We start from the raw sequence: 26382 nt of genomic DNA on the forward strand, positions 1-26382 counted from the left end.
ACCCTGATTCACCCGATTGCGATGGACGATGGTCTGCGTTTCGCAATCCGTGAAGGCGGCCGTACCGTTGGCGCGGGCGTTGTAGCAAAAGTTCTGGGCTAATTAATTAGCTTTGAATTGAAAAAAAGGGCGCATCGGCGCCCTTTTTGCTGTCCGCTATTTACGGTCGAAATATTTATTCGAAATTAAGCTACGCACCGGGCGAGCAGCTTTACAGTTGCACTATTGTAATCGAAACTATTCTCATTTACACTTTGCGCAGAAATTGAACGGGAGTGATCATGTACGTTTGTTTGTGTAATGGTGTGAGTGATAAAAAAATTCGCCAGGCAGTGCGCCAGTTTCATCCTCAATCATTTCAGCAACTCCGCAAATTTGTTCCGGTTGGAAATCAGTGTGGTAAATGTGTTCGCGCAGCCAGAGAGATCATGCAAGACGAACTTACCCGGATGCCGGAATATAAAGAGATTGCCTGAGTCCTTATCTTTTTTTTGACATCCTTGTAGCCCCATCTACGCTTCAATGAGTGGAAGCGGAGGGACTACATAATGAAAGGTGATGTTAAAATCATAAATTATCTCAATAAATTATTGGGAAATGAGCTTGTCGCAATAAATCAGTACTTTCTCCATGCGAGAATGTTCAAAAACTGGGGTCTGACGCGCCTCAACGATGTCGAATACCATGAATCTATTGATGAAATGAAACACGCCGATCTCTACATCGAGCGTATTTTATTTCTTGAAGGTATCCCTAATTTGCAGGATTTGGGCAAACTGGGCATTGGTGAAGACGTTGAGGAGATGTTGCAATCGGACCTCCGACTGGAACTGGAAGGCGCGAAGGATCTGCGCGAAGCCATCGCTTATGCGGATAGTGTTCATGACTACGTTAGCCGCGACATGATGATCAAGATCCTTGCTGAAGAAGAGCATCATATTGATTGGCTGGAAACAGAACTGGATCTGATAAGTAAAATTGGTATTCAGAACTATCTCCAGTCGCAAATCAAAGTGGAAGAGTAGTTGGTATCACAGAATGGTATCCCGTTAGTAAACCCGCTGCCGCCAGAAATGGCCCGAAAGGCAGTGGGTTTTTTAATGCCTGCAAACTTCGCAATCGGAGCGCGTTAATACTTACCACACTGCAGGCCAACAAGGCGGCTATAAAAACCAGTCCAGGTAAACTCTGCCAGCCATGCCAGGCCCCGAGAGCCGAAAGATATTTTACGTCACCGTAGCCAAGCCCTTCCTTACCGCGCAACATTTTGTAGCCCCAATAAATAACAGCAAACCCTATGTAACCTGCCGCTGCGCCGATAACCGCTTGCTTCAATAATTCAGCATTTGCGAAGCAGTGCCAAAGTAGTCCTGCCCAAAGAAGAGGGCAGGTGAAACGATCTGGCAATAACCCGTTACGGATGTCGTACCAGACAAGCATCAGATTGAGTAAAAAGTAAACAGCGAGAAAAAACATGGCGTCCTGCCAGAGTCAGTAACGGGTGGCATGCAGAATGCGAAATTGCGGTGTGAAAGCCAATTAACTATTACTGATGTTGCGTGGCAGCTCGTGAGAAATGATGCCGACTTTATTGTCGTTATGTTCGTTCTGCGAGCATGCTCGCAGAACTGCTTAATTTCTAAACTACGCTTGCGTCTGGCTCAGATTTACGTATAATGCGCGGGCTTGTCGTAAATGACGGCAGGTTCAATCTGAACCACAACGGTGCTGTTTGGCCGTTACAATGCTCCCAATCGGGGGGCTATGTAAGAACGATTACACTCCCCCATCAATCGTAATGGGTGTGAGGAGTAATTATTTTCGTCTATAAATAATTGGAGCTCTGGTCTCATGCAGAACCAAAGAATCCGTATCCGTCTTAAAGCGTTTGATCATCGTCTGATCGATCAATCAACCGCGGAAATCGTCGAGACTGCTAAGCGCACTGGTGCGCAAGTCCGTGGTCCGATCCCGCTGCCGACCCGCAAAGAGCGCTTCACCGTTCTGATCTCCCCGCACGTTAACAAAGACGCGCGCGATCAGTACGAAATCCGCACTCACAAGCGTCTGGTTGACATCGTTGAGCCAACCGAGAAAACCGTTGATGCTCTGATGCGTCTGGACCTGGCTGCCGGTGTAGACGTGCAGATCAGCCTGGGTTAATCAGGTCATCGAGCGATTGAGAGGTTGAAACAATGATTGGTTTAGTCGGTAAAAAAGTGGGCATGACCCGCATCTTCACTGAAGATGGCGTATCTATCCCAGTGACCGTAATCGAAGTTGAAGCAAACCGCGTTACTCAGGTTAAAGATCTGGCTAACGATGGCTACCGCGCAATCCAGGTTACCACCGGTGCTAAAAAAGCTAACCGTGTAACCAAACCGGAAGCGGGTCACTTCGCTAAAGCTGGCGTTGAAGCTGGCCGTGGTCTGTGGGAATTCCGTCATGCTGACGGCGAAGAATTCACCGTAGGTCAGGACATTAGCGTTGAGCTGTTTGCTGAAGTTAAAAAAGTTGACGTAACTGGCACCTCTAAAGGTAAAGGTTTCGCAGGTACCGTTAAGCGCTGGAACTTCCGTACCCAGGACGCTACCCACGGTAACTCCCTGTCTCACCGTGTTCCGGGTTCTATCGGTCAGAACCAGACTCCGGGCAAAGTGTTCAAGGGCAAGAAAATGGCAGGTCAGCTGGGTAATGAGCGCGTAACCGTTCAGAGCCTGGACGTAGTACGTGTTGACGCTGAGCGCAACCTGCTGCTGGTTAAAGGTGCTGTCCCGGGTGCAACCGGTAGCGACCTGATCGTTAAACCAGCTGTGAAGGCGTGAGGAGATAGCAATGGAATTAGTATTGAAAGACGCGCAGAGCGCGCTGACTGTTTCCGAAACTACCTTCGGTCGTGACTTCAACGAAGCGCTGGTACACCAGGTTGTCGTTGCTTATGCAGCTGGTGCTCGTCAGGGTACTCGTGCTCAGAAGACCCGTGCTGAAGTAACTGGTTCCGGTAAAAAACCGTGGCGCCAGAAAGGCACCGGCCGTGCTCGTTCTGGTTCTATCAAGAGCCCGATCTGGCGTTCTGGTGGCGTGACCTTCGCTGCGCGTCCGCAGGACCACAGTCAAAAAGTTAACAAAAAGATGTACCGCGGCGCGCTGAAAAGCATCCTGTCCGAACTGGTACGTCAGGATCGTCTGATCGTTGTCGAGCAGTTCTCTGTTGAAGCACCGAAAACCAAGCTGCTGGCTCAGAAACTGAAAGACATGGCTCTGGAAGATGTGCTGATCATCACCGGTGAGCTGGACGAGAACCTGTTCCTGGCCGCGCGCAACCTGCACAAGGTTGATGTTCGCGACGCGACTGGTATCGACCCGGTTAGCCTGATCGCCTTCGACAAAGTCGTAATGACTGCTGATGCTGTTAAGCAAGTTGAGGAGATGCTGGCATGATTCGTGAAGAACGTCTGCTGAAGGTGCTGCGTGCACCGCACGTTTCTGAAAAAGCGTCTACTGCGATGGAAAAAACAAACACCATCGTTCTCAAAGTTGCTAAAGACGCGACCAAAGCAGAAATCAAAGCTGCTGTGCAGAAACTGTTTGAAGTCGAAGTCGAAGTCGTTAACACCCTGGTAGTCAAAGGGAAAGTTAAACGTCACGGACAGCGTATCGGTCGTCGTAGCGACTGGAAAAAAGCTTACGTCACCCTGAAAGAAGGCCAGAATCTGGACTTCGTTGGCGGCGCTGAGTAAGTCGGAGGAGTAATACAATGGCAGTTGTTAAATGTAAACCGACATCTCCGGGTCGTCGCCACGTTGTTAAAGTGGTTAACCCTGAGCTGCACAAGGGCAAACCTTTTGCTCCGTTGCTGGAAAAAAACAGCAAATCCGGTGGTCGTAACAACAATGGCCGTATCACCACTCGTCATATCGGTGGTGGCCACAAGCAGGCTTACCGTATTGTTGACTTCAAACGCAACAAAGATGGTATCCCGGCAGTTGTTGAACGTCTTGAGTACGATCCGAACCGTTCCGCGAACATCGCGCTGGTTCTGTACAAAGATGGCGAACGCCGTTACATCCTGGCCCCTAAAGGCCTGAAAGCTGGCGACCAGATTCAGTCTGGCGTTGATGCTGCAATCAAAGCAGGTAACACCCTGCCGATGCGCAATATCCCGGTTGGTTCTACCGTTCATAACGTAGAAATGAAACCAGGTAAAGGCGGTCAGCTGGCTCGTTCCGCTGGTACTTACGTTCAGATCGTTGCTCGTGATGGTGCTTATGTCACCCTGCGTCTGCGTTCTGGTGAAATGCGTAAAGTCGAAGCAGAATGCCGCGCGACTCTGGGCGAAGTTGGCAATGCTGAGCATATGCTGCGCGTTCTGGGTAAAGCAGGTGCTGCACGCTGGCGTGGTGTTCGTCCTACCGTTCGCGGTACTGCGATGAACCCAGTCGACCACCCACATGGTGGTGGTGAAGGTCGTAACTTTGGTAAGCACCCGGTAACTCCGTGGGGCGTTCAGACCAAAGGTAAGAAGACCCGCAGCAACAAGCGTACTGATAAATTCATCGTACGTCGCCGTAGCAAATAATTTTAGAGGATAAGCCATGCCACGTTCTCTCAAGAAAGGTCCTTTTATTGACCTGCACTTGCTGAAGAAGGTAGAGAAAGCGGTGGAAAGCGGAGACAAGAAGCCCCTGCGCACTTGGTCCCGTCGTTCAACGATCTTTCCTAACATGATCGGTTTGACCATCGCTGTCCATAATGGTCGTCAGCACGTTCCGGTATTTGTTTCCGACGAAATGGTCGGTCACAAACTGGGTGAATTCGCACCGACTCGTACTTATCGCGGCCACGCTGCTGATAAAAAAGCGAAGAAGAAATAAGGTAGGAGGAAGAGATGGAAACTTTAGCTCAACATCGCCATGCTCGTTCTTCTGCTCAGAAGGTTCGCCTTGTTGCTGACCTGATTCGCGGTAAGAAAGTGTCGCAGGCCCTGGATATTCTGACCTACACCAATAAGAAAGCGGCTGTACTGGTCAAGAAAGTTCTGGAATCTGCCATTGCTAACGCTGAACACAACGATGGCGCTGACATTGACGATCTGAAAGTTGCGAAAATTTTCGTAGACGAAGGCCCGAGCATGAAGCGCATTATGCCGCGTGCAAAAGGTCGTGCAGATCGCATCCTGAAGCGCACCAGCCACATCACTGTGGTTGTGTCCGATCGCTGAGACTCTGGAGACTAGCAATGGGTCAGAAAGTACATCCTAATGGTATTCGCCTGGGTATTGTAAAACCATGGAACTCAACCTGGTTTGCGAACACCAAAGAATTCGCTGACAACCTGGACAGCGATTTTAAAGTACGTCAGTACCTGACTAAGGAACTGGCTAAAGCGTCTGTATCTCGTATCGTTATCGAGCGTCCGGCTAAGAGCATCCGTGTGACCATTCACACCGCTCGCCCGGGTATCGTTATCGGTAAAAAAGGTGAAGACGTTGAGAAACTGCGCAAGGTCGTAGCGGATATCGCTGGCGTTCCTGCTCAGATCAATATCGCCGAAGTTCGTAAACCTGAACTGGACGCAAAACTGGTTGCTGACAGCATCACTTCTCAGCTGGAACGTCGTGTTATGTTCCGTCGTGCTATGAAGCGTGCTGTACAGAACGCAATGCGTCTGGGCGCTAAAGGTATCAAAGTTGAAGTTAGCGGCCGTCTGGGCGGCGCGGAAATCGCACGTACCGAATGGTACCGTGAAGGTCGCGTTCCGCTGCACACTCTGCGTGCTGACATCGACTACAACACCTCCGAAGCGCACACCACTTACGGTGTAATCGGCGTAAAAGTGTGGATCTTCAAAGGCGAGATCCTTGGTGGTATGGCTGCAGTTGAACAACCGGAAAAACCGGCTGCTCAACCTAAAAAGCAGCAGCGTAAAGGCCGTAAATAAGGAGCGTCGCTGATGTTACAACCAAAGCGTACAAAATTCCGTAAAGTGCACAAAGGCCGCAACCGTGGTCTCGCGCAGGGCACGGATGTGAGCTTCGGCACTTACGGTCTGAAAGCTGTTGGCCGTGGTCGTCTGACCGCTCGTCAGATCGAAGCAGCACGTCGTGCTATGACTCGTGCTGTTAAGCGTCAGGGTAAGATCTGGATCCGTGTATTCCCGGACAAACCGATCACCGAGAAGCCGCTGGAAGTTCGTATGGGTAAAGGTAAAGGTAACGTAGAGTATTGGGTTGCCTTGATTCAGCCGGGTAAAGTCCTGTACGAAATGGACGGTGTTCCGGAAGAGCTGGCCCGTGAAGCCTTCGAGCTGGCAGCAGCAAAACTGCCGATTAAAACCACCTTTGTAACTAAGACGGTGATGTAATGAAAGCAAAAGAGCTGCGTGAAAAGAGCGTTGAAGAGCTGAACACCGAGCTGCTTAACCTGCTGCGCGAGCAGTTCAACCTGCGTATGCAGGCTGCAAGTGGCCAGCTGCAACAGACTCACCTGTTGAAGCAAGTGCGTCGTGATGTCGCACGCGTTAAGACTTTACTGACTGAGAAGGCGGGTGCGTAATGACCGATAAAATCCGTACTCTGCAAGGTCGTGTTGTTAGCGACAAAATGGAGAAATCCATTGTTGTAGCTATCGAGCGTTTCGTGAAACACCCGATCTACGGTAAATTCATCAAACGTACGACTAAACTGCACGTACATGACGAGAACAACGAATGCGGTACCGGCGACGTGGTTGAAATCCGCGAATGCCGTCCGCTGTCCAAGACTAAGTCCTGGACGCTGGTTCGCGTTGTAGAGAAAGCGATTCTGTAATAGAGTACGCGTTCTCAAACGAATAAACGGCTCAGCGATGGGCCGTTTATTTTTTCTACCCATATCAAGGAAGCGGTGTTATAATGCTGCGCCCCCGATATGGGGCTTTTTATCGACCCTGATTTTAGGGTCTTCAGTAGTAGTTGACATTAGCGGAGCACTGAAATGATCCAAGAACAGACTATGCTGAACGTCGCCGACAACTCCGGTGCACGTCGCGTAATGTGTATCAAGGTTCTGGGTGGCTCGCACCGTCGCTACGCAGGCGTAGGCGACATCATCAAGATCACCATCAAAGAAGCAATTCCGCGTGGTAAGGTCAAAAAAGGTGATGTGCTGAAGGCGGTAGTGGTGCGCACCAAGAAGGGTGTTCGTCGCCCTGACGGTTCTGTCGTTCGCTTCGATGGCAATGCTTGTGTTCTTCTGAACAACAACAGCGAGCAGCCTATCGGTACGCGTATTTTTGGGCCGGTTACTCGTGAACTTCGTTCTGAGAAGTTTATGAAAATCATCTCTCTGGCACCAGAAGTACTCTAAGGAGCGAATCATGGCAGCTAAAATCCGTCGTGATGACGAAGTTATCGTGTTAACCGGTAAAGATAAAGGTAAGCGCGGTAAAGTAAAAAATGTTCTGTCTTCCGGCAAGATCATTGTTGAAGGTATCAACCTGGTTAAGAAACATCAGAAGCCGGTTCCGGCCCTGAACCAACCGGGTGGCATCGTTGAGAAAGAAGCTGCAATTCAGGTTTCTAACGTTGCAATCTTCAATGCGGCAACCGGCAAGGCCGACCGTGTAGGCTTTAGATTCGAAGACGGCAAAAAAGTCCGTTTCTTTAAATCTAACAGCGAAACTATCAAGTAATTTGGAGTAGTACGATGGCGAAACTGCATGATTACTACAAAGACGAAGTAGTTAAGAAACTCATGACTGAGTTTAACTACAATTCTGTCATGCAAGTCCCTCGGGTCGAGAAGATCACCCTGAATATGGGTGTTGGTGAAGCGATCGCTGACAAGAAACTGCTGGATAACGCAGCAGCTGACCTGGCAGCAATCTCCGGTCAAAAACCGTTGATCACCAAAGCGCGCAAATCTGTTGCGGGCTTCAAAATCCGTCAGGGCTATCCGATCGGCTGTAAAGTGACTCTGCGTGGCGAACGCATGTGGGAGTTCTTTGAGCGCCTGATCACTATTGCTGTACCGCGTATCCGTGACTTCCGTGGCTTGTCCGCTAAGTCTTTCGACGGTCGTGGTAACTACAGCATGGGTGTCCGTGAGCAGATCATCTTCCCAGAAATCGACTACGATAAAGTCGACCGCGTGCGTGGTTTGGATATTACCATTACCACTACTGCGAAATCTGACGAAGAAGGCCGTGCTCTGCTGGCTGCCTTTGACTTCCCGTTCCGCAAGTAAGGTAGGGTTACTTCATGGCTAAGCAATCTATGAAAGCACGCGAAGTTAAACGCGTAGCTTTAGCTGAAAAATACTTCGCGAAACGCGCTGAACTGAAAGCGATCATTTCTGATGTGAACGCTTCCGACGAAGATCGTTGGAATGCTGTTCTCAAGCTGCAGAGTCTGCCGCGTGATTCCAGCCCGTCTCGTCAGCGTAACCGCTGCCGCCAAACTGGTCGTCCGCACGGTTTCCTGCGGAAGTTCGGGTTGAGCCGTATTAAGGTCCGTGAATCCGCTATGCGCGGTGAAATCCCGGGTCTGAAAAAGGCTAGCTGGTAATTGTCACCAATTGAATCACGGGAGTAAAGACAGATGAGCATGCAAGATCCGATCGCGGATATGCTGACCCGTATCCGTAACGGTCAGGCCGCGAACAAAGCTGCGGTCACCATGCCTTCCTCCAGGCTGAAAGTGGCAATTGCCAACGTGCTGAAGGAAGAAGGTTTTATTGAAGATTTCAAAATTGAAGGCGACACCAAGCCGGAACTGGAAGTGACTCTTAAATACTTCCAGGGTAAAGCTGTGGTAGAAAGCATTCAGCGTATCAGCCGCCCAGGTCTGCGCATCTATAAGAAAAAAGATGAGCTGCCGAAAGTTATGGGTGGTATGGGTATCGCAGTTGTTTCTACCTCTAAAGGTGTTATGACTGATCGTGCAGCGCGCCAGGCTGGTCTTGGTGGCGAAATTATCTGCTACGTAGCCTAATCGGAGGAAAAAATGTCTCGTGTTGCTAAAGCACCGGTCGTTATTCCTGCCGGCGTTGACGTAAAAATCAACGGTCAGGTTATCACGATCAAAGGTAAAAACGGCGAGCTGACTCGTACTCTCAACGATGCTGTTGTAGTTAACCAGGCAGACAATGCTCTGACTTTCGGTCCGCGTGATGGTTACGCAGACGGTTGGGCTCAGGCTGGTACCGCGCGTGCCCTGCTGAACTCAATGGTTATCGGTGTTACCGAAGGCTTCACTAAGAAGCTGCAGCTGGTTGGTGTAGGTTACCGCGCAGCGGTCAAAGGGAATGTAGTAAACCTGGCTCTGGGTTTCTCTCATCCTGTTGATCATCAGCTGCCGGCCGGTATCACTGCAGAATGTCCGTCACAGACTGAAATCGTGCTGAAAGGCGCGGATAAGCAAGTGATTGGCCAGGTTGCAGCAGATCTGCGCGCCTACCGTCGTCCTGAGCCTTACAAAGGCAAGGGTGTTCGTTACGCCGACGAAGTCGTGCGTACCAAAGAGGCTAAGAAGAAGTAAGGTAACACTATGGATAAGAAATCTGCTCGTATCCGTCGTGCGACCCGCGCACGCCGCAAGCTCAAAGAGCTTGGTGCGACTCGCCTGGTGGTACATCGTACCCCGCGTCATATCTACGCCCAGGTAATCGCATCGAATGGTTCTGAAGTTCTGGTAGCTGCTTCTACTGTAGAAAAAGCTATCTCTGAACAACTGAAGTATACCGGTAACAAAGACGCGGCCGCAGCTGTGGGTAAAGCTGTAGCTGAACGCGCTCTGGAAAAAGGCATCAAAGATGTTTCCTTTGACCGTTCCGGGTTCCAATATCATGGTCGCGTCCAGGCACTGGCAGATGCTGCCCGTGAAGCTGGCCTTCAGTTCTAAGGTAGAGGTGTAAGATGGCTCACATCGAAAAACAAGCTGGCGAACTGCAGGAAAAGCTGATCGCGGTAAACCGCGTATCTAAAACCGTTAAAGGTGGTCGTATTTTCTCCTTCACAGCTCTGACTGTTGTTGGCGATGGTAACGGTCGCGTTGGTTTTGGTTACGGTAAAGCCCGCGAAGTTCCGGCAGCGATCCAGAAAGCGATGGAAAAAGCCCGTCGCAATATGATTAACGTCGCGCTGAACCACGGCACCCTGCAGCACCCGGTTAAGGGTACTCACACGGGTTCTCGTGTATTCATGCAGCCGGCTTCCGAAGGTACCGGTATTATTGCCGGTGGTGCAATGCGCGCCGTTCTGGAAGTCGCTGGGGTTCATAACGTTCTGGCTAAAGCATATGGTTCCACCAACCCGATTAACGTGGTTCGTGCAACAATTGATGGCCTGGAAAATATGAAATCCCCGGAAATGGTCGCTGCCAAGCGTGGTAAATCCGTTGAAGAAATTCTGGGGTAATTGACCATGGCAAAGACTATTAAAATCACTCAAACCCGCAGTGCAATCGGTCGTCTGCCGAAACACAAGGCAACGCTGCTTGGCCTGGGTCTGCGTCGTATTGGTCATACTGTTGAACGTGAGGATACTCCTGCGGTTCGCGGTATGGTCAACGCGGTTTCCTTCATGGTTAAAGTTGAGGAGTAAGAGATGCGTTTAAATACTCTGTCTCCGGCCGAAGGCTCCAAAAAGGCGGGTAAACGCCTGGGTCGTGGTATCGGTTCTGGCCTCGGTAAAACCGGTGGTCGTGGTCACAAAGGTCAGAAATCTCGTTCTGGCGGTGGCGTACGTCGCGGTTTCGAGGGTGGTCAGATGCCACTGTATCGTCGTCTGCCGAAATTCGGTTTCACTTCTCGCAAAGCAATGATCACGGCAGAGATTCGTCTGTCCGATCTGGCTAAAGTAGAAGGCGACGTAGTTGACCTGAACACGCTTAAAGCGGCTAACATTATCGGCATCCAGATCGAGTTCGCGAAAGTGATCCTGGCTGGTGAAGTAGCTCGTCCGGTAACTGTTCGTGGCCTGCGTGTGACGAAAGGCGCTCGTGCTGCTATCGAAGCTGCTGGCGGTAAAATTGAGGAATAAGTAGCAGATGGCTAAACAACCGGGATTAGATTTTCAAAGTGCCAAGGGTGGAATTGGCGAACTGAAACGCAGACTGCTGTTTGTTATCGGTGCGTTGATTGTTTTCCGTATTGGCTCTTTTATTCCGATCCCTGGTATTGATGCCGCTGTACTTGCCAAACTGCTTGAGCAACAGCGTGGCACCATCATTGAGATGTTCAACATGTTCTCTGGTGGTGCTCTTAGTCGTGCTTCTATCTTTGCATTGGGTATCATGCCGTATATCTCGGCATCGATTATTATCCAGCTGTTAACGGTCGTTCATCCGGCCCTGGCAGAGCTGAAGAAAGAAGGGGAGTCTGGTCGTCGTAAGATCAGCCAGTACACCCGTTACGGCACTCTGGTGTTGGCGATATTCCAGTCGATCGGTATTGCTACCGGTTTACCGAATATGCCTGGTATGCAAGGTCTGGTTATGAATCCAGGCTTTGCATTCTACTTCACCGCTGTTGTGAGTCTGGTTACAGGAACCATGTTCCTGATGTGGCTCGGTGAACAGATTACTGAACGCGGTATCGGTAACGGTATCTCGATCATTATCTTTGCCGGTATTGTGGCGGGTCTTCCGCCAGCCATTGCCCATACTATCGAGCAAGCGCGTCAAGGCGACCTGCACTTCCTCCTGTTGCTGTTGGTTGCAGTATTAGTATTCGCAGTGACGTTCTTTGTTGTATTCGTTGAACGTGGTCAACGCCGCATCGTGGTGAACTACGCAAAACGCCAGCAGGGTCGTCGTGTCTATGCTGCTCAGAGCACACATTTACCGCTGAAAGTGAATATGGCGGGGGTAATCCCGGCAATCTTCGCTTCCAGTATTATTCTGTTCCCTGCGACTATCGCGTCATGGTTCGGGGGCGGTACTGGTTGGAACTGGCTGACAACAATTTCGCTGTATTTGCAGCCTGGGCAACCGCTTTATGTGTTACTCTATGCGTCTGCAATCATCTTCTTCTGTTTCTTCTATACGGCGTTGGTTTTCAACCCGCGAGAAACAGCAGATAACCTGAAGAAGTCCGGTGCATTTGTACCAGGAATTCGTCCGGGAGAGCAAACGGCGAAGTATATCGATAAAGTAATGACCCGCCTGACTTTGGTCGGTGCGCTTTATATTACTTTTATCTGCCTGATCCCGGAGTTCATGCGTGATGCGATGAAAGTACCGTTCTACTTTGGTGGGACGTCACTGCTTATCGTTGTTGTCGTGATTATGGACTTTATGGCTCAAGTGCAAACTCTAATGATGTCCAGTCAGTATGAGTCTGCATTGAAGAAGGCGAACCTGAAAGGCTATGGCCGTTAATGGTCGCCCGAGAAGTTACGGAGAGTAAAAATGAAAGTTCGTGCTTCCGTCAAGAAATTATGCCGTAACTGCAAAATCGTTAAGCGTGATGGCGTCATCCGCGTGATTTGCAGTGCCGAGCCGAAGCATAAACAGCGCCAAGGCTGATTATTTCGCATATTTTTCTTGCAAAGTTGGGTTGAGCTGGCTAGATTAGCCAGCCAATCTTTTGTATGTCTGTACGTTTCCATTTGAGTATCCTGAAAACGGGCTTTTCAGCATGGTGCGTGCAAGTAAAATTATAGGAGTGCATAGTGGCCCGTATAGCAGGCATTAACATTCCTGATCAGAAACATGCTGTGATCGCATTAACTTCGATCTATGGCGTCGGTAAAACCCGCTCTCAAGCCATTCTGGCTGCTGCGGGCATCGCTGAAAATGTTAAGATCAGTGAGCTGTCTGAAGAACAAATCGACACGCTGCGTGACGAAGTTGCCAAATTTGTCGTTGAAGGTGATCTGCGCCGTGAAATTAGCATGAGCATCAAGCGCCTGATGGATCTTGGTTGCTATCGCGGTTTGCGTCATCGTCGTGGTCTCCCGGTTCGCGGTCAGCGTACCAAGACCAACGCACGTACCCGTAAGGGTCCGCGCAAACCGATCAAGAAATAATCGGGGTGATTGAATAATGGCAAAGGCACCAATTCGTGCACGTAAACGTGTAAGAAAACAAGTCTCTGACGGCGTGGCTCATATCCATGCTTCTTTCAACAACACCATCGTTACTATTACTGATCGTCAGGGTAACGCGCTGGGTTGGGCAACAGCCGGTGGTTCCGGTTTCCGTGGTTCTCGCAAATCCACTCCGTTTGCAGCTCAGGTTGCAGCAGAGCGTTGCGCTGAAGCCGTAAAAGAATACGGTATCAAGAATCTGGAAGTTATGGTTAAGGGACCGGGTCCGGGCCGCGAATCTACTATTCGTGCTCTGAACGCCGCTGGTTTCCGCATCACTAATATTACTGATGTGACTCCGATCCCTCACAACGGTTGTCGTCCGCCGAAAAAACGTCGCGTATAACGCGGTCGTTTTCTAGGATTGTTGGAGAAAGAAAATGGCAAGATATTTGGGTCCTAAGCTCAAGCTGAGCCGTCGTGAGGGCACAGACCTGTTCCTTAAGTCTGGCGTTCGCGCGATCGATACCAAGTGTAAAATTGAACAAGCTCCTGGCCAGCACGGTGCGCGTAAACCGCGTCTGTCTGACTATGGTGTGCAGTTGCGTGAAAAGCAAAAAGTTCGCCGTATTTACGGTGTGCTGGAGCGTCAGTTCCGTAACTACTACAAAGAAGCAGCACGTCTGAAAGGCAACACCGGTGAAAACCTGTTGGGTCTGCTGGAAGGTCGTCTGGACAACGTTGTATACCGTATGGGCTTTGGCGCCACTCGTGCTGAAGCACGCCAGCTGGTTAGCCACAAAGCAATCATGGTAAACGGTCGTGTTGTTAACATCGCTTCTTATCAGGTTAGTCCGAATGACGTTGTTAGCATTCGTGAGAAAGCGAAAAAGCAGTCTCGCGTGAAAGCCGCTCTGGAGCTGGCTGAGCAGCGTGAAAAGCCAACCTGGCTGGAAGTTGATGCTGGCAAGATGGAAGGTACGTTCAAGCGTAAGCCGGAGCGTTCTGATCTGTCTGCGGACATTAACGAACACCTGATCGTCGAGCTTTACTCCAAGTAAAGCTTAGTACCAAAGAGAGGACACAATGCAGGGTTCTGTGACAGAGTTTCTAAAACCGCGCCTGGTAGATATCGAGCAAGTGAGTTCGACGCACGCCAAGGTGACCCTTGAGCCTTTAGAGCGTGGCTTTGGCCATACTCTGGGTAACGCACTGCGCCGTATTCTGCTCTCATCGATGCCGGGTTGCGCGGTGACTGAGGTTGAGATTGATGGTGTACTTCATGAGTACAGCACCAAAGAAGGCGTTCAGGAAGATATCCTTGAAATCCTGCTCAACCTGAAAGGGCTGGCGGTGAGAGTTCAGGGTAAAGATGATGTTATTCTTACTCTGAATAAATCTGGCATTGGCCCTGTGACCGCAGCCGACATTACCCACGACGGTGATGTCGAAATCGTCAAGCCGCAGCATGTGATCTGCCACCTGACCGATGAAAACGCATCTATCAACATGCGTATCAAAGTTCAGCGCGGTCGTGGTTATGTTCCGGCGTCTGCCCGAATTCATTCGGAAGAAGATGAGCGCCCAATCGGCCGTCTGCTCGTTGACGCCTGCTACAGCCCTGTAGAGCGTATTGCCTACAATGTTGAAGCAGCACGTGTTGAACAGCGTACCGACCTGGACAAGCTGGTCATCGAAATGGAAACCAACGGCACAATCGATCCTGAAGAGGCGATTCGTCGTGCGGCAACCATTCTGGCTGAACAACTTGAAGCTTTCGTTGATTTACGTGATGTACGTCAGCCGGAAGTTAAAGAAGAGAAACCAGAATTCGATCCGATTCTGCTGCGCCCTGTTGACGATCTGGAATTGACTGTCCGCTCTGCTAACTGCCTCAAGGCAGAAGCTATCCACTATATCGGTGATCTGGTACAGCGTACCGAGGTTGAGTTGCTGAAAACGCCGAACCTGGGTAAAAAATCTCTTACTGAGATTAAAGACGTGCTGGCCTCCCGCGGTCTGTCTCTGGGCATGCGCCTGGAAAACTGGCCGCCGGCAAGCATTGCTGACGAGTAACCGGATCACAGGTTAAGGTTTTACTGAGAAGGATAAGGTCATGCGCCATCGTAAGAGTGGTCGTCAACTGAACCGCAACAGCAGCCATCGCCAGGCCATGTTCCGTAACATGGCAGGCTCTCTGGTTCGTCATGAGATCATCAAGACGACCCTGCCGAAAGCGAAAGAGCTGCGTCGCGTAGTTGAGCCGCTGATTACTCTTGCCAAGACGGATAGCGTTGCTAATCGTCGTCTGGCATTCGCCCGCACTCGTGATAACGAGATCGTGGCAAAACTGTTTAACGAACTGGGCCCGCGTTTCGCGAGCCGTGCCGGTGGTTACACTCGTATTCTGAAGTGTGGTTTCCGTGCTGGTGACAACGCGCCGATGGCATACATCGAGCTGGTTGATCGCTCTGAATCGAAAGCAGAAGCTGCTGCAGAGTAATCTGTAGTAACGTAAAGAAACCCGCTTCGGCGGGTTTTTTTATACCAGTCGTTCGGCCTCTTCCCTACAATATATGTATCTTTTTTGTTCATTCCGTCGAGAGCCGTTATGTGGTTACTAGATCAGTGGGCAGAACGCCATATTCTCAATGCTCAGCAAAAAGGCGAGTTTGATAATCTACCCGGCAGCGGTGAGCCGTTGTTGCTGGATGATGATTCTCATATCCCTGCGGAGCTCCGCGCTGGGTATCGCTTGCTGAAAAATGCTGGCTGCCTGCCACCAGAACTCGAATACCGTAAAGAAGCCGTGATGCTTATCGATCTGCTCAATAGCGTGCAGCACGATCACCCGGATTTTCAGCTTTTGCATCGCCGTTTGTCGTTACTGGAAATGAAGCTGCGCCAGGCTGGCTTAAGCACCGATTTCCTGCGAGGCGATTATGCCGCCAAACTGCAGCAAAAAATTAATGAGGAGTAATCATGTATCGCATTGGTGAAATCGCGAAACTCGCAGAAGTCACGCCAGATACGATCCGTTACTACGAAAAGCAGCAAATGATGGATCATGAGGTCAGAACCGAAGGCGGATTTCGGCTTTATACGGATAACGATCTGCAACGGCTAAAATTTATTCGCCATGCCCGACAATTAGGGTTTACCCTCGAATCCATCCGCGAACTGTTGTCGATCCGTATTGATCCTGAACACCACACTTGCCAGGAGTCGAAAAGTATTGTGCAGGCTCGCCTGAGCGAGGTTGAAGCCCGCATCGAAGAGTTACAGTCCATGCGCCGCTCGTTGCAAAAACTGAATGATGCATGTTGTGGTACAGCACACAGCAGTGTTTATTGTTCTATTCTTGAGGCGCTTGAACAAGGCGCGAGTGGTAAACCGACCACAACGGCCTGTTGATCTTCTGCACAGAGAGAGCTACACTCCGGCCGTTTTAATACACAATCTGGAGACGTTATGAGCCGCTATCAGCATACTAAAGGGCAGATCAACGATAACGCTATTGAAGCTTTGTTACATGATCCGCTATTTCGCCAGCGTATTGAGAAAAACAAAAAAGGGAAAGGAAGTTATTTACGGAAAGGCAAACACGCAAAAAAAGGCTTTCAGGAGGCCAGTGGCAAGCAAGCGAATCGCTTATTTACCACTGGCCTTCTTGCATTTGCTTAACTACGATTATTTTGCTCTTTCAGCAAATCGCGAATTTCACTCAGCAACACTTCTTCTTTACTCGGTGCCGGTGGCGCTTTCGGTTCTTCTTCTTGCTTACGTTTCAGCTTATTGATCAGCTTAATTGCAATGAAGATTGCAAAAGCGACGATGATGAAGTCAAAAATGTTCTGAATAAACACACCATAGTGCATGACGACAGCGGGAACGTCGCCCTGCGCGTCACGTAGCGTCCAGGCAAATGATTTGAAATCAATCCCGCCAATTAATAACCCCAGCGGCGGCATAATGATATCTGCAACCAATGACGACACAATTTTGCCGAAAGCTGCACCGATGATGACACCAACTGCCAAATCCACCACATTTCCGCGCATTGCAAATTCACGGAACTCTTTCAAAATGCTCATATCCTTTCTCCATGTGCAGACTGTCGGATTAAGTCTAACAAATTACCGATCAATTTCCATTTGGGGAGGGTGATTGTAATGATTTCTTAAACCCTGATAAAAGCGGGGAATAATGTGCGGGCGCATCTAATTGCGCCCGGGTTATTACAGGAAGAATGGGCTCGGCTGGAATAAGCGCTCGACGTCCGTGATATATTTTTTGTCCGTTAAAAACATAATTACATGGTCGCCTTGCTCAATACGCAAATTATCATTGGCAATCATGACATCATTTCCACGTACCACCGCACCGATGATTGTGCCTGGCGGCAATTTAATTTCATCAATAACACGGCCGACAACGCGGGACGTCGTTTCGTCTCCGTGTGCAACCGCTTCAATTGCCTCTGCGACACCGCGACGTAACGATGAAACGCCAACGATATCCGCTTTACGTACATGGCTAAGCAGAGCGGAAATAGTCGCCTGTTGTGGCGATATGGCAATATCAATCACACTGCCCTGAACCAAATCGACATAAGCGCGGCGTTGAATGAGCACCATCACTTTCTTGGCTCCCATCCGTTTGGCCAGCATTGCAGACATAATGTTGGCTTCGTCGTCATTGGTGACAGCAATAAAGAGATCCACCTGATCGATATGTTCTTCGGCCAGTAATTCTTGATCGGAGGCGTCGCCATAAAACACGATCGTATTTTGCAGTTTCTCGGCCAGCTCCGCCGCACGTTGTTGATCGCGCTCGATCAACTTCACGCTGTAGTCTTTTTCCAGCTGACGAGCCAGACCGGCGCCGATATTACCACCGCCGACCAACATAATGCGTTTATACGGTTTTTCCAGCCGCTGAAGTTCACTCATAACGGCACGGATATGCTGCGATGCGGCAATAAAGAATACTTCATCACCTGCTTCAACAATCGTTGAGCCTTGCGGGCGAATAGGTCTGTCGTGGCGAAAAATAGCCGCAACGCGAGTATCAATATGCGGCATATGCTCGCGCATGGTTGACAACGCATTTCCCACCAACGGGCCGCCATAATAGGCTTTCACCACAGCCAGGCTGACTTTTCCTTCGGCGAAATTCACGACCTGCAATGCGCCGGGATATTCGATGAGGCGATAAATACTGTCGATAACCAACTGCTCCGGCGCGATCAAATGATCGATGGGAACGGCTTCTGAGTGAAAAAGCTTATCCGCGTCGCGAACGTAATCAGGCGAGCGGATGCGGGCAATACGGTTTGGCGTATTAAACAGCGAATACGCAACCTGGCAGGCAACCATATTGGTTTCATCCGAGCTGGTCACCGCAACCAGCATATCGGCATCGTCAGCGCCGGCTTCGCGTAGCACGCGGGGGTGAGAACCGTGGCCTTGTACGACGCGGAGATCGAATTTGTCCTGCAAACTACGCAGACGGTCGCCATTAGTATCAACAACGGTAATATCGTTATTCTCTCCGACCAGGTTTTCTGCCAGCGTGCCACCAACCTGCCCTGCACCCAGAATAATTATTTTCATCTGTTGTGACCCGTTGTTCCCATCACTGTTTGATTATCTTAGCGTAAAAGAAACCATCGCCTTCTTCCGCACCTGGCAGTTTCTGCAAGCCAGGGTTTTCCGGCGTACCCGTTTCGCTCAGTTGCGCATCAGTTGTGCGTTTGAGAAAAGCGGCAACCTGCTGACTGTTCTCTTCCGGCAAGATGGAGCATGTCGCATATACCAGCGTACCGCCTGGTTTCAAATGCGGCCAGATAGCATCCAGAATTTCAGACTGTAACTGCGCTAACTCGGGAATATCGCGATCGCGACGCAGCCATTTGATATCTGGATGGCGTCGAATAACACCCGTCGCTGAGCAAGGCGCATCCAGCAGGATACGATCGAATTGTTCATCACCGCACCATTGCACCGGGAAACGCCCATCGCCCTGTTTTACCTGCGCTTTCATGCCCAGTCGTTTCAGGTTGTCGTAAACACGCGACAAACGTTGCTCGTCTATGTCTACCGCCAACACGCTGGCCTCGGGAGCGGCTTCGAGTATATGCGTGGTTTTGCCACCGGGTGCTGCACATAGATCGAGAATACGTTCACCGTTTTTCGGCGTAAGGAAAGCAATGCAGCCCTGAGCAGAAGCATCCTGTACCGTAACCCAACCCTCGGCAAAACCTGGCAGAGCGGTGACTGGTGCTGGGCTCGTCAGGCGTACCGCATCGGGATAATCCGGATGCGGGGATCCTTGCAAACCGGCCTCTTCCAGCACTGCTAACCAGCCATCGCGTGAATGGTGCTGACGATTGACACGCAGCCACATCGGCGGTCGCTGGTTGCTGGCTTCGACAATGTGTTGCCATTGGTGTGGATAGGCTTTTTGCACACGGTTTAACAGCCACTTCGGGAACAGAAAATGATTTTCGCTTTGGGCGAACTCTGCCAGTAATTCTTCCTGTAGACGCTGGAATTGACGTAATACACCGTTAATCAAGCCCTTAAGCTGCGGACGCTTAATGACCACTGCGCCTTCTACGGTTTCTGCCAGTGCCGCATGGGCAGGGATGCGCGTATGAAGAAGCTGATAAAACCCAACCATGATCAGATAGTGCACCGTGCGCTGCTTGCCCGTCATTGGGCGCGACATCAATTTATTGATGAGCCAGTCGAGCTGTGGCAATACGCGTAAAACACCAAAGCACAACTCTTGCAGCAGCGCTTTATCTTTGTCGGAAACTTTTTGTTGCAACGGCGGCAGGATATTGCTGAGCGATTGCCCTTGTTCTATGACCTGCTCAACTGCCTGCGCAGCCATACTGCGTAAATTTATTTGTTTTTTCATCGCGATAAAAATAAAAACGCCCGGCAAGCCGGGCTAAAAATACTCTCAGGCCAGAGGGTTACCAGGGACAAACCATTCCCGCCGTGAATTCAGCAGATCCTGCGCGCTCATTGCTTTCTTACCGGCAGGCTGCAGCGATTCAAGATTCAATATTCCATCGGCAGTGGCAACCTGAATACCCGCTTTCGACACTTCCACGATCGTACCGGGTTTCTCTGTTGGCTTAGACGGAATAACCGACGCTTTCCAGACTTTCACCGGTTGCTCATCAACCATAAACCAGCTCATTGGCCAGGGGTTGAAGGCGCGAATGCATCGTTCAAGCTGGGCGGCGCTGAGCGACCAGTCCAGGCGCGCTTCCTCTTTGCTGAGCTTCTCTGCGTAAGTGACCTGCGCTTCGTCTTGCACCTGCGGTTGTGCTGTGCCCTGAGCAAGCTGTTGCAGCGTCGCAATTAATCCCTGCGGACCGAGCTCTGCCAGCTTGTCATACAGCGTGGCGCTAGTGTCTTCATCGGTGATCGGGCAGGCGAGTTTAAACAGCATGTCGCCAGTATCCAGACCCACATCCATTAGCATGATAGTGACGCCGGTTTCCGCATCACCTGCCCATAGTGAGCGCTGAATAGGCGCCGCGCCACGCCAGCGTGGCAGCAGTGAACCGTGAACATTTATGCAACCCAGGCGCGGCATGGCCAGCACTGCTTTGGGCAGGATCAGTCCGTATGCCACCACCACCATCACATCGGCGTTGAGGCTGGCAACCAACTGCTGGTTTTCCTCTGCACGTAACGATGCAGGTTGAAACACCGGCAGGCCTTTTTCTTCCGCCAGCACTTTGACTGGGCTTGGCATCAGCTTTTTACCGCGACCAGCAGGGCGGTCTGGCTGGGTGAAAACCCCCACCACCTGATGCTCAGAAGACAACAGCGCGTCAAGATGACGCGCTGCAAAGTCCGGAGTGCCGGCGAAAATAATACGTAGAGAATCTGACACGTTTATCCTTTTCAGCCCGTTTTATGCGCGGGCGTTCATGCGATCCAGTTTTTCAACTTTCTGGCGAATGCGCTGACGTTTCATCGGCGACAAGTAATCAATAAACAGCTTACCTACCAGATGATCCATCTCATGCTGAATGCAGATTGCCAGAAGACCGTCGGCTTCCAGTTCGAATGTTTTTCCGTCACGATCCAGCGCGCGGATTTTTACTTTTTCGGCGCGAGGTACCAGTGCACGCTGTTCCGGAATAGACAGGCAACCTTCTTCAATACCTGTTTCTCCGCTTTTTTCCAGCAGCTCAGGGTTAATCAACACTAATTGCTCGTCGCGATTTTCGGAAACGTCGATCACGATGATGCGCTGGTGAATATCAACCTGCGTTGCTGCCAGCCCAATACCTTCTTCTGCGTACATCGTTTCAAACATATCATCGACGATACGTTGAATGTCCGCATTCACTTCTTTTACCGGCTCGGCGACTTTGCGAAGGCGCTCGTCCGGAATATGTAACACATGCAAAACTGCCATAAATATCCAGAGTCGTGTTCAGGAGTTGGTGAGAATATTACCTCTATTCTAGACAAATCCCCCCGCGATTGACAGCATCAGTGACCAATCGCAAGGATTGCTAAAGCGGCTTATGGCAGGGGATAAAGGATGACGAGCACGGAGATTTGGCTGCGGTTGTTACAGGTGACCACGCTATGTGGCGATCAATGGCTGAAAGCAGCACAGTGGCTGGAACAAAACCAGAGCGCATCCTTCGCTGAACTTCGACTCATCGGGTTTACAGAAGCGCAAACGCAGCGCTTTTTCTCTCTTTCTGCATGTGAGCTTGAAAAGAGCCTTAACTGGCTTGCACAACCTGGTAATCATTTAATTATTGCCAGCGATCCGGCGTATCCTGCACCTTTGCGTGCTATTCCTGATTTTCCCGGTGCTATTTTTGTTAAAGGCAATCCAGCGGTACTGACAACACAACAACTGGCCGTTGTTGGGAGTCGCGCACATTCATGGTATGGCGAGCGATGGGGGCGGATTTTTTGTGAAGTGCTTGCTCGTGCTGGGCTAACGATTACCAGTGGCATGGCGTTAGGGATCGATAGCGTGGCGCACCGGGCGGCTTTACAGGTTAATGGAAAAAGCATTGGTGTACTGGGGAACGGTTTATATAGCCTCTATCCGCGCAAGCATGCTTCGCTTGCAGCAGAATTAATTGAAAGCGGTGGTGCACTGGTATCCGAATTTCCCCTCGCGACTACGCCGAAGCCGGGTAATTTTCCGCGCCGAAACCGCATCATTAGTGGGCTCAGCTGTGGGGTACTGGTTGTAGAAGCCGCTTTGCGTAGTGGTTCGCTGGTGACCGCGCGGATTGCGCTTGAACAAGGCCGTGATGTTTTTGCATTACCCGGTCCTATTGGTAGCCCGGGCAGCGAAGGGCCGCACTGGTTAATCAAACAAGGGGCAATACCGGTAACATCGGCTGATGAGATCCTCGAAAATTTGCAATATGGGCTGAATTGGCTGTCTGACGTACGCGAAAATGCAATTTATTCTCCAGATCAAGAAGAGGTGGCATTGCCATTTCCTGAGCTCCTGGCTAACGTAGGAGATGAGGTAACACCTGTTGACGTCGTCGCTGAACGTGCCGGCCAACCTGTGCCAGTCATCGCAGCTCAATTGCTTGAACTGGAGTTAGCAGGATGGATCGCAGCTGTACCCGGCGGCTATGTCCGATTGAGGAGGGCAAGCCATGTTCGACGTACTAATGTACTTGTTTGAGACTTACATCCATAACGAAGCGGAATTGCGTGTGGATCAGGACAAACTGGAACGGGATCTTACCGACGCCGGATTTGATCGTGAAGACATCTACAATGCACTTTTGTGGCTAGAAAAGCTGGCTGATTATCAGGAAGGCCTCGCCGAACCGATGCAGCTTGCTTCTGATCCGCTTTCTGTCCGTATTTATACGGCGGAAGAGTGTGAAAGGCTGGATGCCAGTTGCCGGGGATTCTTGTTATTCCTGGAGCAGATTCAGGTGCTAAACCTCGAAACGCGAGAAATGGTGATTGAACGGGTGCTGGCGCTGGATACGGCAGAGTTCGAGTTGGAAGATCTGAAATGGGTCATTCTGATGGTGCTCTTCAATATCCCTGGGTGTGAAAACGCCTACCAGCAAATGGAAGAATTACTCTTTGAAGCGAATGAAGGTATGCTGCACTAATCATTTTTGCAGCTTCAAGAGTCGTTATGGCCAAATCAGCACTCTTTTCGGTGCGTAACAACGAGCCCTGCCCACAATGCGGGGCTGAACTTGTTATCCGTTCCGGGAAACACGGTCCGTTTCTCGGATGTTCTCAATATCCGGAATGCGATTATGTTCGCCCGCTGAAAAGCCAGGCGGATGGACATATTGTTAAAGTTCTGGACGGGCAGCAGTGCCCTGTGTGTGGGGCCGCGCTAGTGCTGCGCCAGGGACGCTTCGGTATGTTCATTGGCTGCAGCCAGTATCCTGAATGCGAACATACCGAGTTGATTGATAAGCCCGACGATACCGCAATCACTTGCCCACAGTGCCGAAGCGGGCATCTTGTTCAGCGCCGCTCCCGATATGGTAAAACCTTTTATTCCTGCGATCGTTACCCAGATTGCCAGTTCGTTATAAATTTCAAACCGGTGGCGGGTGAATGTCTTGTTTGCCACTACCCGCTACTTATCGAGAAGAAAACCGCGCAAGGCGTGAAACGCTTCTGCGCCAGTAAACAATGTGGACAGCCGGTAACGGCGGAACAAACTCGTGAAGAATAACCTGCCAACAGATCCTATCGCTGCGGCGGTGGAGATCCTGAAGAAAGAACACGTCATCGCTTATCCAACAGAAGCTGTTTTCGGTGTCGGTTGCGACCCGGACAGTGAGATTGCGATTCATCGCTTGCTTGAACTAAAGCAACGCCCGGTTGATAAAGGCCTCATCCTTATCGCTGCCAGCTTTGATCAACTCAAACCCTATATTGATGACAGCATGCTGACCGACGAACAGCGTCAGACGATTTTTGCCTGCTGGCCCGGACCGGTAACGTTTGTCTTCCCGGCGAAACCGAACACGCCGCGCTGGCTAACCGGGCGCTTTGACTCGCTGGCCGTGCGCGTGACTGACCATCAAACGGTGATTGCGCTGTGTGAGGCTTACGGAAAACCGCTGGTATCAACGAGCGCTAATTTATCGGGCTTGCCGCCTTGCAGAACAGCGCAGGAAGTTATCGACCAATTTGGTCCAGACTTCCCGGTTGTCGATGCCCCGACCGGAGGACGGCAAAATCCTTCTGAAATTCGTGACGCCCTTACCGGCGAACTTTTCCGTCAGGGGTAACTGTATGGAATCCTATGCCGTCTTTGGCAATCCTATTGCGCACAGCAAGTCTCCGTTTATTCATCAGCAATTTGCCCGGCAACTGGGTATTGAACATTCTTATGGTCGGGTTCTGGCACCGGTAGATGGCTTTGTGCAGACGCTGGATGCTTTTTTTACCGCTGGTGGAAAAGGCGCGAATGTTACCGTGCCTTTTAAAGAGGAAGCATTTGCTCGCGCGAATGAACTCACAGAACGTGCCGCGATGGCTGGGGCGGTAAACACGTTTAAACGCCTTGAAGATGGTCGGTTACTGGGCGATAACACGGATGGGATTGGCTTGTTGAGCGATCTCGAACGCCTCTCTTTTATTCGCCCGGGGTTTCGCATTCTGCTTATCGGGGCGGGTGGGGCAGCGCGCGGCGTCATTCTTCCTTTACTGTCTCTGGATTGCGCCGTGACTGTTACCAACCGTACTTTTTCTAAGGCGCAAACGCTGGCTAAGCTCTTTGCACACACCGGTAGCATTGATGCTGTTGCTATGGATAATTTAGCGAACCATGAATTCGATTTGATCATCAACGCAACTTCCAGCGGTATTGGTGGGGAGATCCCCGCGTTACCGAATGCGCTTATCCATCCCGAGCTTTATTGCTATGACATGTTCTATCAGAAAGGATCGACGCCATTTCTGAGTTGGTGTGAAAATTCAGGTGCGAAGAAATGTGCGGATGGTTTAGGCATGCTGGTCGGGCAGGCTGCGCATGCGGTGCTGCTATGGCATGGTGTATTGCCGGACGTTGAACCGGTAATCACTCTGTTGAAACAGGAACTGGCAAAATGAATCAGGCCATTCAGTTTCCGGATCGCGAAGGGTGGGATGACGCGGCTGGTGCTGTCTGTTTTCCTGCGTTGGTCAATGGTATGCAAATTACTTGCGCCATAAAAGGAGAGACGCTAGCAAAGCGCTTTGGTGGCAAAACACCAGAACACTACCTGGCGGTATTTCGTGAACATCGTTGGGATCTGGAAGAGGAGGCGGAACAGTTGATCCGCCAGCAAGAAGAGGATGATCAGGGGATTGTCTGGTTACCTTGATCCAGATATTCATCTTTCCATTTCACGTAATTCCCGGCTGAGTATTTCAACCCTTCAAGCTCCGCTTCCGTCAGGGGACGGATCTGTTTTACCGGGCTGCCCAGATAAAGGTAGCCACTTTCCAGACGTTTATTTTGGGGAACCAGGCTTCCTGCGCCGATCATCACATCATCTTCAACAACAGCACCGTCGAGTAAGATCGATCCCATGCCAACGAGTACACGATTGCCGATAACACAGCCGTGCAACATTACCTTATGCCCAACAGTAACATCTTCGCCAATGAGCAGCGGATCGCCTTCGGGATTATAAGAAGATTTGTGCGTAACATGGAGAACGCTACCGTCCTGAATGTTGCTGCGCGCGCCAATCTCAACATAATTCACATCACCACGAATCACGACTAATGGCCAAATGCCCACATCATCAGCAATTCTGACGTCACCAATCACCACGCTGGTGGCATCAATCATTACCCGCTGGCCTAATTGGGGCCGCAGATCCTTATAAGGGCGTAAAACGTTAGACATAATTACCTCATCATAAACAGGCCGGGATAATGACTTTGATCGCAAGAAAGGCCTTCTGCAACCCTTTTACATACCATTATTTGAGCAGATCGTACGGGATCGCAGCGAAAAGAATGAAAAAACAGCAGTCAGAAAAAAAGATCGCAAAAAGACTTGTGCAAAAAATTGGGATCCCTATAATGCGCCTCCGTTGACCCGACAACGTGAATCACTTCACGAGATAGTCGAGAAAACGAAAGAGAAAAAATCCTGAAAATGAGGGTTGACTCTGAAAGAGGAAAGCGTAATATACGCCACCTCGCGACAGAGCGCTAAAGCGCGTCGCACCTGCTCTTTAACAATTTATCAGACAATCTGTGTGGGCACTCAGGGTGACATGGATTCTTGACGTCCTCGGACGAAAAATGAATACCAAGTCTCAACGAGTGAACACGTAATTCATTACGAAGTTTAATTCATTGAGCATCAAACT

Annotated in this window: 47 protein-coding genes; 40 read left to right on the forward strand and 7 right to left on the reverse strand. The window is 50.5% G+C overall.

Annotation, left to right across the window (positions count from 1 at the left end):
- The 3 genes from DFO56_RS24145 to bfr form a co-directional block, all read left to right on the forward strand.
- Positions 1-102: translation elongation factor Tu (locus DFO56_RS24145; protein ID WP_023167409.1), on the forward strand; the 102-nt coding region annotated here is incomplete at its 5' end.
- A gap of 179 nt (positions 103-281) precedes the next feature.
- Positions 282-476, forward strand: coding sequence for a bacterioferritin-associated ferredoxin (gene bfd, locus DFO56_RS24155; protein WP_071925235.1), 195 nt, complete (start codon positions 282-284; stop codon positions 474-476).
- A 72-nt stretch (positions 477-548) separates the two neighbouring features.
- Positions 549-1025, forward strand: a complete 477-nt coding sequence (gene bfr, locus DFO56_RS24160; RefSeq protein WP_017460067.1) for a bacterioferritin — start codon at positions 549-551, stop codon at positions 1023-1025.
- Here the strand turns inward: bfr and DFO56_RS24165 are convergent.
- Positions 1009-1476 (reverse strand): A24 family peptidase, encoded by a 468-nt coding sequence (locus DFO56_RS24165; protein ID WP_045514491.1) that lies wholly within the window; start codon positions 1474-1476, stop codon positions 1009-1011. The two genes, bfr and DFO56_RS24165, sit on opposite strands and share 17 nt — an antisense overlap.
- Before the next feature lie 375 nt (positions 1477-1851).
- On the opposite strand from DFO56_RS24165, the gene rpsJ reads away from it, so the two are divergent.
- The 31 genes from rpsJ (at position 1852) to DFO56_RS24320 (ending at position 16691) form a co-directional block, all read left to right on the forward strand.
- Positions 1852-2163, forward strand: a complete 312-nt coding sequence (gene rpsJ, locus DFO56_RS24170) for a 30S ribosomal protein S10 (protein WP_001181005.1) — start codon at positions 1852-1854, stop codon at positions 2161-2163.
- Between the two features lie 32 nt (positions 2164-2195).
- The gene (gene rplC, locus DFO56_RS24175; protein WP_045514489.1) at positions 2196-2825 is read left to right on the forward strand and encodes a 50S ribosomal protein L3; all 630 of its coding nucleotides are present in this window, start codon (positions 2196-2198) and stop codon (positions 2823-2825) included.
- Positions 2826-2835: 10 nt separating this feature from the next.
- Positions 2836-3441 carry a 50S ribosomal protein L4 gene (rplD, locus tag DFO56_RS24180; RefSeq protein ID WP_007369811.1) on the forward strand — a complete coding sequence of 202 codons (606 nt, stop codon included), beginning with the start codon at positions 2836-2838 and terminating at the stop codon, positions 3439-3441.
- Positions 3438-3740, forward strand: a complete 303-nt coding sequence (gene rplW / locus DFO56_RS24185) for a 50S ribosomal protein L23 (RefSeq protein WP_000617546.1) — start codon at positions 3438-3440, stop codon at positions 3738-3740. Before rplD ends, rplW begins: the two co-directional genes overlap by 4 nt.
- A gap of 17 nt (positions 3741-3757) precedes the next feature.
- Positions 3758-4579 carry a 50S ribosomal protein L2 gene (gene rplB / locus DFO56_RS24190; RefSeq protein WP_007369812.1) on the forward strand — a complete coding sequence of 274 codons (822 nt, stop codon included), beginning with the start codon at positions 3758-3760 and terminating at the stop codon, positions 4577-4579.
- 16 nt (positions 4580-4595) lie between these two features.
- A complete protein-coding gene (rpsS, locus tag DFO56_RS24195; RefSeq protein WP_001138115.1) occupies positions 4596-4874 on the forward strand; it encodes a 30S ribosomal protein S19 in 279 nt (92 codons plus the stop codon).
- A 14-nt stretch (positions 4875-4888) separates the two neighbouring features.
- Entirely contained in the window at positions 4889-5221 is a 333-nt protein-coding gene (rplV, locus tag DFO56_RS24200; protein ID WP_002919773.1) for a 50S ribosomal protein L22, read from the forward strand.
- Between the two features lie 17 nt (positions 5222-5238).
- On the forward strand, positions 5239-5940 hold the full coding sequence (gene rpsC / locus DFO56_RS24205) for a 30S ribosomal protein S3 (RefSeq protein WP_000529945.1): 702 nt from the start codon (positions 5239-5241) through the stop codon (positions 5938-5940).
- A gap of 12 nt (positions 5941-5952) precedes the next feature.
- Positions 5953-6363, forward strand: a complete 411-nt coding sequence (gene rplP, locus DFO56_RS24210) for a 50S ribosomal protein L16 (protein ID WP_007369814.1) — start codon at positions 5953-5955, stop codon at positions 6361-6363.
- Positions 6363-6554 carry a 50S ribosomal protein L29 gene (gene rpmC, locus DFO56_RS24215; RefSeq protein WP_004388609.1) on the forward strand — a complete coding sequence of 64 codons (192 nt, stop codon included), beginning with the start codon at positions 6363-6365 and terminating at the stop codon, positions 6552-6554. Before rplP ends, rpmC begins: the two co-directional genes overlap by 1 nt.
- The gene (gene rpsQ, locus DFO56_RS24220; RefSeq protein ID WP_017460070.1) at positions 6554-6808 is read left to right on the forward strand and encodes a 30S ribosomal protein S17; all 255 of its coding nucleotides are present in this window, start codon (positions 6554-6556) and stop codon (positions 6806-6808) included. The genes rpmC and rpsQ overlap by 1 nt, the downstream gene beginning before the upstream one ends.
- 165 nt (positions 6809-6973) lie before the next feature.
- Positions 6974-7345 carry a 50S ribosomal protein L14 gene (rplN, locus tag DFO56_RS24225; protein WP_004388611.1) on the forward strand — a complete coding sequence of 124 codons (372 nt, stop codon included), beginning with the start codon at positions 6974-6976 and terminating at the stop codon, positions 7343-7345.
- A gap of 10 nt (positions 7346-7355) precedes the next feature.
- The gene (gene rplX, locus DFO56_RS24230) at positions 7356-7670 is read left to right on the forward strand and encodes a 50S ribosomal protein L24 (protein ID WP_007369816.1); all 315 of its coding nucleotides are present in this window, start codon (positions 7356-7358) and stop codon (positions 7668-7670) included.
- Between the two features lie 14 nt (positions 7671-7684).
- The gene (gene rplE, locus DFO56_RS24235) at positions 7685-8224 is read left to right on the forward strand and encodes a 50S ribosomal protein L5 (protein WP_001096200.1); all 540 of its coding nucleotides are present in this window, start codon (positions 7685-7687) and stop codon (positions 8222-8224) included.
- A 14-nt stretch (positions 8225-8238) separates the two neighbouring features.
- On the forward strand, positions 8239-8544 hold the full coding sequence (rpsN, locus tag DFO56_RS24240; RefSeq protein ID WP_007369817.1) for a 30S ribosomal protein S14: 306 nt from the start codon (positions 8239-8241) through the stop codon (positions 8542-8544).
- Positions 8545-8577: 33 nt separating this feature from the next.
- Positions 8578-8970, forward strand: coding sequence for a 30S ribosomal protein S8 (rpsH, locus tag DFO56_RS24245; protein WP_017460071.1), 393 nt, complete (start codon positions 8578-8580; stop codon positions 8968-8970).
- A gap of 12 nt (positions 8971-8982) precedes the next feature.
- Complete coding sequence (gene rplF, locus DFO56_RS24250; RefSeq protein WP_017460072.1) at positions 8983-9516, forward strand: 50S ribosomal protein L6; 534 nt, start codon at positions 8983-8985, stop codon at positions 9514-9516.
- A gap of 9 nt (positions 9517-9525) precedes the next feature.
- Positions 9526-9879 (forward strand): 50S ribosomal protein L18, encoded by a 354-nt coding sequence (rplR, locus tag DFO56_RS24255; protein ID WP_017460073.1) that lies wholly within the window; start codon positions 9526-9528, stop codon positions 9877-9879.
- Positions 9880-9893: 14 nt separating this feature from the next.
- The gene (gene rpsE / locus DFO56_RS24260; protein WP_007369821.1) at positions 9894-10394 is read left to right on the forward strand and encodes a 30S ribosomal protein S5; all 501 of its coding nucleotides are present in this window, start codon (positions 9894-9896) and stop codon (positions 10392-10394) included.
- A 6-nt stretch (positions 10395-10400) separates the two neighbouring features.
- A complete protein-coding gene (rpmD, locus tag DFO56_RS24265) occupies positions 10401-10580 on the forward strand; it encodes a 50S ribosomal protein L30 (protein ID WP_001140434.1) in 180 nt (59 codons plus the stop codon).
- Positions 10581-10583: 3 nt separating this feature from the next.
- Positions 10584-11018 carry a 50S ribosomal protein L15 gene (gene rplO, locus DFO56_RS24270; protein WP_007369822.1) on the forward strand — a complete coding sequence of 145 codons (435 nt, stop codon included), beginning with the start codon at positions 10584-10586 and terminating at the stop codon, positions 11016-11018.
- 7 nt (positions 11019-11025) lie between these two features.
- Complete coding sequence (secY, locus tag DFO56_RS24275) at positions 11026-12357, forward strand: preprotein translocase subunit SecY (RefSeq protein ID WP_007369823.1); 1332 nt, start codon at positions 11026-11028, stop codon at positions 12355-12357.
- A 30-nt stretch (positions 12358-12387) separates the two neighbouring features.
- Positions 12388-12504: a 50S ribosomal protein L36 gene (gene rpmJ / locus DFO56_RS24280; protein WP_000868187.1), complete on the forward strand. Its 117-nt coding sequence runs from the start codon at positions 12388-12390 to the stop codon at positions 12502-12504.
- A gap of 146 nt (positions 12505-12650) precedes the next feature.
- Entirely contained in the window at positions 12651-13007 is a 357-nt protein-coding gene (gene rpsM, locus DFO56_RS24285) for a 30S ribosomal protein S13 (protein ID WP_007369824.1), read from the forward strand.
- A gap of 16 nt (positions 13008-13023) precedes the next feature.
- Complete coding sequence (rpsK, locus tag DFO56_RS24290) at positions 13024-13413, forward strand: 30S ribosomal protein S11 (RefSeq protein ID WP_002919257.1); 390 nt, start codon at positions 13024-13026, stop codon at positions 13411-13413.
- Positions 13414-13447: 34 nt separating this feature from the next.
- Entirely contained in the window at positions 13448-14068 is a 621-nt protein-coding gene (gene rpsD, locus DFO56_RS24295) for a 30S ribosomal protein S4 (protein WP_003031138.1), read from the forward strand.
- A 25-nt stretch (positions 14069-14093) separates the two neighbouring features.
- The gene (gene rpoA, locus DFO56_RS24300; RefSeq protein ID WP_007369825.1) at positions 14094-15083 is read left to right on the forward strand and encodes a DNA-directed RNA polymerase subunit alpha; all 990 of its coding nucleotides are present in this window, start codon (positions 14094-14096) and stop codon (positions 15081-15083) included.
- Positions 15084-15123: 40 nt separating this feature from the next.
- Positions 15124-15510 carry a 50S ribosomal protein L17 gene (gene rplQ / locus DFO56_RS24305; RefSeq protein ID WP_001216372.1) on the forward strand — a complete coding sequence of 129 codons (387 nt, stop codon included), beginning with the start codon at positions 15124-15126 and terminating at the stop codon, positions 15508-15510.
- Positions 15511-15618: 108 nt separating this feature from the next.
- Positions 15619-15987 (forward strand): DUF1992 domain-containing protein, encoded by a 369-nt coding sequence (locus DFO56_RS24310; protein ID WP_045514456.1) that lies wholly within the window; start codon positions 15619-15621, stop codon positions 15985-15987.
- A 2-nt stretch (positions 15988-15989) separates the two neighbouring features.
- Complete coding sequence (zntR, locus tag DFO56_RS24315; protein WP_045514455.1) at positions 15990-16421, forward strand: Zn(2+)-responsive transcriptional regulator; 432 nt, start codon at positions 15990-15992, stop codon at positions 16419-16421.
- A gap of 57 nt (positions 16422-16478) precedes the next feature.
- On the forward strand, positions 16479-16691 hold the full coding sequence (locus DFO56_RS24320; RefSeq protein WP_045514453.1) for an alternative ribosome-rescue factor A: 213 nt from the start codon (positions 16479-16481) through the stop codon (positions 16689-16691).
- On the opposite strand, the gene mscL is transcribed toward DFO56_RS24320, so the two are convergent.
- From mscL to def, 5 genes are all read right to left on the reverse strand, one after another.
- Entirely contained in the window at positions 16688-17101 is a 414-nt protein-coding gene (gene mscL, locus DFO56_RS24325) for a large-conductance mechanosensitive channel protein MscL (protein ID WP_045514451.1), read from the reverse strand. The genes DFO56_RS24320 and mscL overlap by 4 nt on opposite strands.
- Before the next feature lie 144 nt (positions 17102-17245).
- Positions 17246-18622 (reverse strand): Trk system potassium transporter TrkA, encoded by a 1377-nt coding sequence (trkA, locus tag DFO56_RS24330; protein ID WP_007369830.1) that lies wholly within the window; start codon positions 18620-18622, stop codon positions 17246-17248.
- 22 nt (positions 18623-18644) lie between these two features.
- The gene (gene rsmB, locus DFO56_RS24335; RefSeq protein ID WP_045514493.1) at positions 18645-19934 is read right to left on the reverse strand and encodes a 16S rRNA (cytosine(967)-C(5))-methyltransferase RsmB; all 1290 of its coding nucleotides are present in this window, start codon (positions 19932-19934) and stop codon (positions 18645-18647) included.
- 45 nt (positions 19935-19979) lie between these two features.
- Positions 19980-20927, reverse strand: a complete 948-nt coding sequence (fmt, locus tag DFO56_RS24340) for a methionyl-tRNA formyltransferase (protein ID WP_045514449.1) — start codon at positions 20925-20927, stop codon at positions 19980-19982.
- A 21-nt stretch (positions 20928-20948) separates the two neighbouring features.
- The gene (gene def, locus DFO56_RS24345; protein ID WP_007369833.1) at positions 20949-21458 is read right to left on the reverse strand and encodes a peptide deformylase; all 510 of its coding nucleotides are present in this window, start codon (positions 21456-21458) and stop codon (positions 20949-20951) included.
- Positions 21459-21587: 129 nt separating this feature from the next.
- Here def and dprA point away from each other — a divergent pair, with 129 nt between their 5' ends.
- The 6 genes from dprA to DFO56_RS24375 are packed head-to-tail and all read left to right on the forward strand — an operon-like array spanning position 21588 to position 25380.
- Positions 21588-22712, forward strand: coding sequence for a DNA-protecting protein DprA (gene dprA / locus DFO56_RS24350; protein ID WP_045514447.1), 1125 nt, complete (start codon positions 21588-21590; stop codon positions 22710-22712).
- A complete protein-coding gene (gene smg, locus DFO56_RS24355) occupies positions 22684-23157 on the forward strand; it encodes a DUF494 family protein Smg (protein WP_017460081.1) in 474 nt (157 codons plus the stop codon). Before dprA ends, smg begins: the two co-directional genes overlap by 29 nt.
- Positions 23158-23183: 26 nt before the next feature.
- Complete coding sequence (locus DFO56_RS24360) at positions 23184-23741, forward strand: type I DNA topoisomerase (protein ID WP_020455486.1); 558 nt, start codon at positions 23184-23186, stop codon at positions 23739-23741.
- Positions 23731-24303: an L-threonylcarbamoyladenylate synthase type 1 TsaC gene (gene tsaC, locus DFO56_RS24365; RefSeq protein WP_045514445.1), complete on the forward strand. Its 573-nt coding sequence runs from the start codon at positions 23731-23733 to the stop codon at positions 24301-24303. The genes DFO56_RS24360 and tsaC overlap by 11 nt, the downstream gene beginning before the upstream one ends.
- A gap of 4 nt (positions 24304-24307) precedes the next feature.
- Entirely contained in the window at positions 24308-25126 is an 819-nt protein-coding gene (gene aroE, locus DFO56_RS24370; protein WP_045514443.1) for a shikimate dehydrogenase, read from the forward strand.
- Positions 25123-25380 carry a DUF1488 domain-containing protein gene (locus tag DFO56_RS24375; RefSeq protein ID WP_045514441.1) on the forward strand — a complete coding sequence of 86 codons (258 nt, stop codon included), beginning with the start codon at positions 25123-25125 and terminating at the stop codon, positions 25378-25380. Before aroE ends, DFO56_RS24375 begins: the two co-directional genes overlap by 4 nt.
- Here the strand turns inward: DFO56_RS24375 and DFO56_RS24380 are convergent.
- A complete protein-coding gene (locus DFO56_RS24380) occupies positions 25356-25910 on the reverse strand; it encodes a gamma carbonic anhydrase family protein (RefSeq protein WP_045514439.1) in 555 nt (184 codons plus the stop codon). The genes DFO56_RS24375 and DFO56_RS24380 overlap by 25 nt on opposite strands.
- Between the last annotated feature and the right edge of the window lie 472 nt (positions 25911-26382).

This window comes from Kosakonia sp. AG348 (assembly GCF_003337365.1).
GTDB lineage: Bacteria > Pseudomonadota > Gammaproteobacteria > Enterobacterales > Enterobacteriaceae > Kosakonia.